Consider the following 7,696-nt stretch of genomic DNA (forward strand, 5'->3'; position numbering starts at 1 on the left):
CTGTCCAACGCCGATGCGGCCGCCGCCGGTGACATCGTCATCGTCGCCGTGCCCTGGGACGGACACCGTGAACTGCTCGTGAGCCTGGCCGACGCCCTGGCGGGCAAGATCGTCGTGGACTGCGTCAACCCGCTCGGCTTCGACAAGCGCGGGCCGTTCGCGCTCGACGTCGCCGAGGGCAGCGCCGCCCAGCAGGCCGCCGAGGTGCTGCCGGACAGCCGGGTGACCGCGGCCTTCCACCACGTGTCCGCCGTGGTCCTGCTGGACCCGGACGTGGACACGGTCGACCTCGACGTGCTGGTGCTGGGTGAGGACCGGGCGGCCACCGACGAGGTGCGCGCCCTGGCCGAGCGCATTCCCGGGGTGCGCGGGGTGTTCGGCGGCAGGCTCCGCAACGCCCACCAGGTCGAGGCGCTCACCGCGAACCTCATCGCGGTCAACCGCCGCTACAAGACCCACGCGGGGATCCGGATCACGGGACTGTGAGGGGCGCCCCCGGACCCGGGAGCGCCCCGGAGCGTCAGGACAGCCAGCCCTTGACCCTCTCGACGAGCGCGACCGGGTCCCCGCCCACCGGAGTGACGTTGAGCCTGGTCACGCCAGCCGCGCGGAAGGCCTCCACACGCTCGCGTACGTAGGACTCCGGGCCGACCAGGTTGGTCAGTTCGACGAACTCGTCGGGCACCGCCGCGGCGGCCTCGTCCTTGCGGCCCTCCAGATACAGGTCCTGGACGGTCTCCGCGGCCTCCTCGTAGCCGTACCGGCGGGGCCGGGGGGTGTTGAAGTTCCTGCCCTTGGCGCCCATGCCGCCCACGTACAGCGCGATCATCGGGCGGACGAGGTCGAGCAGCCGCTTGGTGTCCTCGCCCTCGCCGATGGCCAGCAGACCGCCGGCGGAGATCTCCAGCTCGCCCAGGGCGGGGTCGCGCCTGGCCCTCCCCTTGGCGATGGCCTCGCCCCAGACGGCGTCGGCCTTCTCCGGAACGAACAGGTGGGGGAGCCACCCGTCGGCGATCTCGGCGGTCATCTGGACGTTCTTCTCGCCCAGCGCGGCGACGTGGACGGGGATGTCGGGACGCACGGGGTGGTTGATGATCTTGAGCGGCTTGCCCAGGCCGGTGCCCTGATCCGGGGGGAGCGGGAGCTGGAAGACCGCCCCGTCGTGGGTGAGGCGCTCCTCCCGGGCCCAGATCCTGCGGCAGATCTCGATCGTCTCGCGGGTGCGCGCCAGGGGCTTGGTGTAGGGGACACCGTGCCACCCCTCGATCACCTGGGGGCCGCTGGCGCCCAGCCCGAGGATCGCGCGCCCGCCGGAGAGGTCGTCCAGCCCGGCGGCCGTCATCGCCACCAGGCTCGGGGTGCGGGTGTACAGCGGCAGGATGGCGGAGCCGATCGACACCGTCTCGGTGCGGGCGGCGATGTAGCCCATCAGGGTGGGGCTGTCGAACCCGTAGGCCTCGGCCACCCACACGGTGTCCAGCCCGACTTTCTCCAGTTCGACCACCTGGTCCACCGCGGCTTTGGGCTCGCCCGCGTACTGGAGCGGCATCGAGATGCGCATTGATCCTCCCCGGCGGGCCGGTCCCGGCCCGTGTCGGTGCTGGGTACGCAGCGACTGTACTACCGAGCGCCGTTCGGAAAGTAGCCTCCCTCACACTCGAAGGCGGGTCCGGACGGCCCCGGACACGGCGACGCCGGCCGGGGCGGGTGCCCCGACCGGCGTCACCGGGCCGGATCGGTTCCGGTCAGCCGGCGTAGGAGTGGCGCTCCTCGGGGAAGGCGCCGCCCACGACCTCGTCCGCGAACCCGGACGCGGCCTCACGCAGGGTGTCGGCGAGGTTGGCGTAGGTCTTGACGAACTTGGCCACCTTGGGGCTGAGCCCGGCCATGTCCTGCCACACCAGCACCTGGGCGTCCGTGGACGGACCCGCGCCGATACCGATGGTCGGGATGCCCAACTGCTCGGTGATCTGGGCGGCGAGGTCGGCGGGGACGCACTCCAACACGACGGAGAACGCGCCCGCGCGCTCCAGTTCCTTGGCGTCCTTGAGCAGCCCGGCGGCGGCCTCCCCACGTCCCTGGACCCGATAACCGCCGAGGGTGTTCACCGACTGCGGGGTCAGGCCGATGTGGCCCATCACCGGGATCCCGGCCGAGACGAGCAGCTCCACCTGGTGGGCCACCGTGTGGCCGCCCTCCAGCTTCACCGCCTGGGCCCGTCCCTCCTTCATGAAGCGGGTCGCGGCCTCCAGGGCCTGCTGGGGCGAGCCCTGGTAGGCGCCGAAGGGCAGATCGGCCACGACCATGGCCCGCCGGGTGGAGCGGGACACGGCGGCGGTCAGCGGAACCAGCTCGTCCATGGTCACCGGCACCGTGGTGTCGTAGCCGTAGACGACGTTGGCCGCGGAGTCGCCGACGAGCAGGACGGGGATCCCCGCCTCGTCGAAGATCCGGGAGGTGAGGGCGTCGTAGGCGGTCAGCATCGGCCAGCGCTCGCCGCGCTCCTTGGCCGCGGCCAGGTCGCGGACGGTGACGCGTCGGCTGGTGACCCCGCCGTACAGGGTCTTCCCGTCGGAGGGGGTCTTGATCGAGGTGGTCATCATGTGTCTTCCTCCGTTGTCTCGAAGCACCGTGTGGTGTCCCCGGACGTGTGGACGAGATCGTCTCGCGCGTGCGCGCGAGGAGGCCCCTCGGGGCCGGTCGGTCCTGGACGGGACCGTGCGTGTGCGGTACGGGGAGCCGCGCCGCCGTGTCCGGGCGGTCGGCCGGTGCCGCACGCCAGCATCATCGCATGCCGCCGTTGCGCCGCATTCCTTGGGATACAACCGGTTCGCGTCATGGGATCATTCCCGGGAACCCTGGTATGGAGGTGGGATGTTGGACTCGCGGACGGCGTACCGGCGCAGGTGGGGCGCGCTAGGCGTGCTCATTATCTGTCTGTTGGTGATCGTCGCCGACAACACGATCCTCAACGTCGCGCTGCGCACGCTGTCGGACCCCGAGGCCGGGGTGGGCGCGAGCCAGTCGGAGCTGGCGTGGGCGATCAACTCCTACACGCTGGTGTTCGCCGGCCTGCTGTTCACCTTCGGCGTGCTGGGGGACCGGTGGGGCCGTCGCCGCCTGTTGGTGTGCGGCCTGGTGGTGTTCGGAGCCTCGTCGGCCGCCTCGGCCTACTCGGGTTCCCCCGAACAGCTCATCCTCGCCCGCGCGGCCATGGGCCTGGGCGCGTCCATGGTGATGCCGCAGACGCTGTCGATCATCACCCACGTGTTCCCGCCCGAGCAGCGCGGCCGCGCGATCGGGATCTGGGCGGGTTCGGTGGGCCTGGCCCTGGCGATCGGGCCGACGGCGGGCGGCCTGTTGCTGGTGAACTTCTGGTGGGGGTCGATCTTCCTCATCAACGTGCCGTTCGTCCTGCTGGGGCTCGCCCTGGTGTTCTTCCTCATCCCGGAGTCGCGGGACCCGAACCCCGGACGGCCGGACGTGCTGGGCGTGCTGCTGTCCGTTCCGGGGCTGGTGCTGCTCATCTACGGCATCATCACCGCCGGGGAGAGGGCGTCGCTGACCGACTGGGACGTGTACGGCGCGCTCGTCGCGGGTGCGGCCCTGGTCGCGGTCTTCCTCCTGCACGAGTCGCGCACCCCCGACCCCTCGCTGGACGTCCGCTTCTTCCGCGATCCCCGGTTCAGCGTCGCCATGGCCGTCATCATGGTGCTGTTCTTCAGCATGGCCGGGATCATCTTCTTCCTGAGCTTCTACTGGCAGAGCGTGCGCGAGTTCACGCCGTTCGTCGCCGGGATGCTGGTGCTGCCCTCCGCCGTGGGGCAGATGATCATGGCGCCGCTCAGTCCCACGCTCGTGCGCTGGGCGGGGCCGCGCAGGGTCGCCGCCGCGGGCGTCCTGGTGGCCTGCGGGAGCTTCCTGTTCTTCAGCCAGCTCAGCCAGGACACGCCGGTTCCGCTCATCCTGGTGGTCTTCTTCCTCCAAGCCGCGGCGATGGCGAGTGTGCTGACCCCCGCCACGGACGCGATCATGTCCGCGGTCCCGCCGGGGAAGGCCGGCGCCGCCTCCGCCGTGCAGAACACGGTGCGCCAGGTCGCCACCGCGATGGGGGTGGCGACCCTGGGAGCGGTGATCTCCACCCGCTACCGTGCGGAGGTCGGCCCGGCCCTCGACGCGTTCGCGGAGGGGGAGGGGGCCTCCCGGACCAGTGCGGAGGAGTTGCACACGGCGGGGGAATCGATCGAGGGCACCCTCGCGATGGTCCGGCGTATCGGAGAGGACGGCCGCGAGCTCGTGGCCCCGGCCAAGGAGGCGTTCATGTCGGGGCTGCACCTGGCCGCCCTCATCTCGTTGGGGATCGGCCTGTTCGGCCTGGTCGTCGTCCTCATCTGGATGCCGCGCGAGGCGGGGCGACACCAGCCCGCCGAGGGCCAGGAGGCCGTGGCGAGCGGTGACCACCGCGAGGATGAGACCTCCGGCTGATCCGGGCCGAGCGGGCCGGGCCCCGGCTACCGTAGGGACATGCGTCTGACCGCCTTCACCGACGTCTCCCTGCGGCTGGTCATGCGGCTCGCGGTGGCGGAGGAGGGCGAACTCCTCACCACCCGGACCGCCGCGGGCATGCTCGCCGTGCCCTACACCCACCTGGCCAAGGCCGTCGCCCGTTTGTCCGAGATGGGGCTGGTGGAGACGCGTCGGGGCCGGGGCGGCGGCCTGCTGCTGACCGACCGGGGGCGCCGTGGGTCGGTGGGGATGATCGTCCGGGAACTGGAGGGGGCCGGGGACCTCGCGGGCTGTGAGGACGACCCCCCGTGCCCGCTGCGGTCCGCCTGCCGTCTGCGCCTCGCGCTGCGCGAGGCGCGTGAGGCCTTCTACGCCTCCCTGGACACCGTGACCGTGGAGTCCCTCGTGGCGCAGCCGACCCACGACGTCCTGACTCTGCTGCGGGAACCGGAAAAGCCGCTCTGAACTGCTGATACTCCGTTCTGCGTACCCCGGATGGGGAGGTCGTCGCGGCGGGCTTAATATGCATTTCAGATACCAATTATCTGTCCCGGGGCACCCTTCCCCGGGTGAGGGAGGAAACATGCTCTCCACCGAGTCGGCGGCGACGGTGCGGGCCACGATCCCGGCCGTGGCCGGAGCGCTGGACGCCATCACCGCCCGCTTCTACGAGACGATGCTCAGCGAGCGGTCCGAACTCCTCGACGGCCTGTTCAACCGGGGCAACCAGGCCTCCGGCGAACAGCGTCAGGCGCTCGCGGGGTCGATCGCCGCCTTCGCCACCGCTCTGCTGGAGCACCCGGACGAGCGGCCCGACGCCCTACTCGCGCGGATCGCCCACAAGCACGTCTCCCTCGGTGTCACCGACGACCAGTACGTGATCGTGCACAAGTACCTCTTCTCCGCCATCGCCGAGGTCCTCGGCGAGGCCGCCACCCCCGACGTGGTCGCCGCCTGGGACGAGGTCTACTGGCTGATGGCCGGCGCCCTCATCGCCCTGGAGGCCCGCCTGTACGCCGAGGGCGGGCACGCCGGAGGGGACGTGTGGCGCTCATGGCGCGTGGTCGGGCGGCGCGAGCAGACCCCTGACACGGTCTCCCTCACCCTCGAACCCGAGGGCGACGACCCCGCTCCGGAGTTCCGGCCGGGCCAGTACGTGAGCGTGCGGGTGCGGATGCCCGACGGCGTCCGACAGGCGCGCCAGTACTCCCTGACCGGAGCGGAGGGGCGGCGCCGCCGCATCACCGTCAGGCGCCTGCGGGCGGTGGACGGCCCCGCGGGGGAGGTCTCCACGCTCCTGCACGACACCGTCAGGGTCGGAGACACGCTGGAGGTGTCCGCCCCCGCCGGAGACGTCGCTCTCGGCGAGGGTGACCGGCCGGTCGTGTTGGCCTCCGCCGGGATCGGCTGCACCCCCATGCTGGCGATGCTGCACCACCTGGTGGAACGGGGCGGTGACCGCCGCGTGCTCGTCCTGCACGCCGACCGCTCGCCGGGGGACCACGCGCACCGCGAGGAGGCGGCGGGCCTCGTCGCCCGGATCCCCGGAGCCGAGCACCACGTGTGGTACGAGACCGGCGCGGAGGGGGCGGCGCACCGGGGGCGCATGGACCTGGACGGCATCGCCCTGCCCGGGGACTGCGAGGTCTACCTGTGCGGTCCGCTGCCGTTCATGCGCGACGTGCGCGCTCAGGTGATCGCGGCCGGCGTACCGGCCAGGGACGTCCACTACGAGGTGTTCGGCCCCGATCTGTGGCTGGGTACCGACTGACCGCTCAGCCCTCCCGGAGGCGGCCGGACACCGGTCCGCCTCCGGGCAGAACGCCGTGCCACCGGTCGAATGAACCCGACATACTGGACGGCATGTTGGAGCACGACCCTCCCTCCCCCCTCGTGGGACGCGACGACCACCTCGCCCGGCTCGCGCGCGACGCGCGTCGCACACGTGAGGACGGCGCCCGCGCCGTCCTGCTCCGCGGCGACGCCGGGGTCGGCAAGACGCGGCTCATCGACGAGTACCTGCGCGACGCCCCGCTGGCCCGCACCGCCGTGGGCGGATGCCTCGAACTGGGCACGGACGGCGTCCCGTTCGCGCCCTTCACGACGCTGATCCGCCACCTCGCCCGCGAGGAGGGCGCCCCGCCCTCCGCCGCGCACGCCCGCGAGCTGTCCCGGTTGGTCCCCGAACTGGGCGCCCGCCCCGATCCCGCCGACGAGAGCCGCGCCCGCCTCTTCGAGTCCGTCCTCACCTTCCTGGAGGAGCGGGCCGAACCGGGCGGCCTCACCGTGGTCGTCGAGGACCTGCACTGGTCCGACGCCTCCACCCGCGACCTGCTCGTCTTCCTCCTGCGCAACCTGGGAGCGGTCCCTCTCCAGCTGCTGGTGAGCGTGCGCACCGACGACCTGCACCGCACCCACCCCCTGCGCCGTCTACTCCCCGAACTCCAGCGCCTGCCCCGGGTCGGGCGACTCGACGTCGGCCCCCTCACCCGCGACGAGGTCGCCGCCCAGGCGGCCGGGCTGCGCGGTCACGCGCTCGCCCCCGGCGCCGTCGACCTGCTCTACGAACGCAGCGGCGGCAACCCGCTCTTCGTCGAGTCCCTCCTCGCCGACCCCGATCCGGTCGGGGGCGGTCTCCCGGACGGGCCACGGGACCTGCTCCTCGCCAGGGTCGAGGCGCTGCCCGACGCCACGCGCCGCCTGCTCGGCCTGGCCGCCACGGCGGGCGAACACGTCGAACACCCCGTCCTGACGGCGGCCGCGCGCTGTTCGGGTACCAGCGAGGAGGAGCTGGAGCGAGCCCTGCGGCAGGCCGTCGACGCCCAGGTGCTCCGCGCCACCGAGAGCGGCTACTCCTTCCGGCACGCCCTGCTCGCCGAGGCCGTCTACACCGACCTGCTGCCCGGTGAGCGGGTCCGCTCCCACCGCCGCTACGCCGAGGCGCTGGAGAAGGGCGTCCCGGGCCTCTCCGAGACGGAACGGGCGATCCAGCTCGCCCACCACGCCCACGAGGCGCGCGACCAGCCGCTGGCGCTCACCTCGGCCTGGCGGGGCGCCGACCACGCGGCCGACGCCGCCGCCTACCCCGAACACCTGGCGCTGCTCGAACGCGTCCTGGAGCTGTGGGACCAGGTCCCCGACGCCGTCGAACGCGTCGGCCAGCCCCGCGGCGAGGTCCTGCGGCGGGGGG

Annotated in this window: 7 protein-coding genes; 5 read left to right on the forward strand and 2 right to left on the reverse strand. The window is 72.5% G+C overall.

The genetic code is table 11. The features are described from left to right. On the forward strand, window positions 1-486 hold a 486-nt coding region (npdG, locus tag D471_RS0130220), incomplete at its 5' end, for an NADPH-dependent F420 reductase (protein ID WP_017602071.1). A gap of 34 nt (window positions 487-520) precedes the next feature. Here npdG and D471_RS0130225 read toward each other — a convergent pair. Both D471_RS0130225 and panB read right to left on the reverse strand, forming a co-directional pair. Then, window positions 521-1,561: an LLM class F420-dependent oxidoreductase gene (locus tag D471_RS0130225; RefSeq protein WP_017602072.1), complete on the reverse strand. Its 1,041-nt coding sequence runs from the start codon at window positions 1,559-1,561 to the stop codon at window positions 521-523. Between the two features lie 184 nt (window positions 1,562-1,745). Then, the gene (gene panB, locus D471_RS0130230) at window positions 1,746-2,600 is read right to left on the reverse strand and encodes a 3-methyl-2-oxobutanoate hydroxymethyltransferase (RefSeq protein WP_026128237.1); all 855 of its coding nucleotides are present in this window, start codon (window positions 2,598-2,600) and stop codon (window positions 1,746-1,748) included. A gap of 274 nt (window positions 2,601-2,874) precedes the next feature. Between panB and D471_RS37005 the strand changes: the two genes are divergently transcribed. The 4 genes from D471_RS37005 to D471_RS0130250 all read left to right on the forward strand — a co-directional run. Next, window positions 2,875-4,485 (forward strand): MFS transporter, encoded by a 1,611-nt coding sequence (locus D471_RS37005; RefSeq protein ID WP_051059289.1) that lies wholly within the window; start codon window positions 2,875-2,877, stop codon window positions 4,483-4,485. Window positions 4,486-4,524: 39 nt separating this feature from the next. Further along, window positions 4,525-4,971: an RrF2 family transcriptional regulator gene (locus tag D471_RS0130240; protein WP_017602075.1), complete on the forward strand. Its 447-nt coding sequence runs from the start codon at window positions 4,525-4,527 to the stop codon at window positions 4,969-4,971. 118 nt (window positions 4,972-5,089) lie between these two features. Beyond that, the gene (locus D471_RS0130245; RefSeq protein WP_017602076.1) at window positions 5,090-6,277 is read left to right on the forward strand and encodes a globin domain-containing protein; all 1,188 of its coding nucleotides are present in this window, start codon (window positions 5,090-5,092) and stop codon (window positions 6,275-6,277) included. 92 nt (window positions 6,278-6,369) lie between these two features. Further along, window positions 6,370-7,696, forward strand: a 1,327-nt coding sequence (locus D471_RS0130250) for an ATP-binding protein (RefSeq protein WP_017602077.1), incomplete at its 3' end; no start/stop codon positions are given.

The organism is Nocardiopsis lucentensis DSM 44048, assembly GCF_000341125.1.
Lineage (GTDB): Bacteria > Actinomycetota > Actinomycetes > Streptosporangiales > Streptosporangiaceae > Nocardiopsis > Nocardiopsis lucentensis.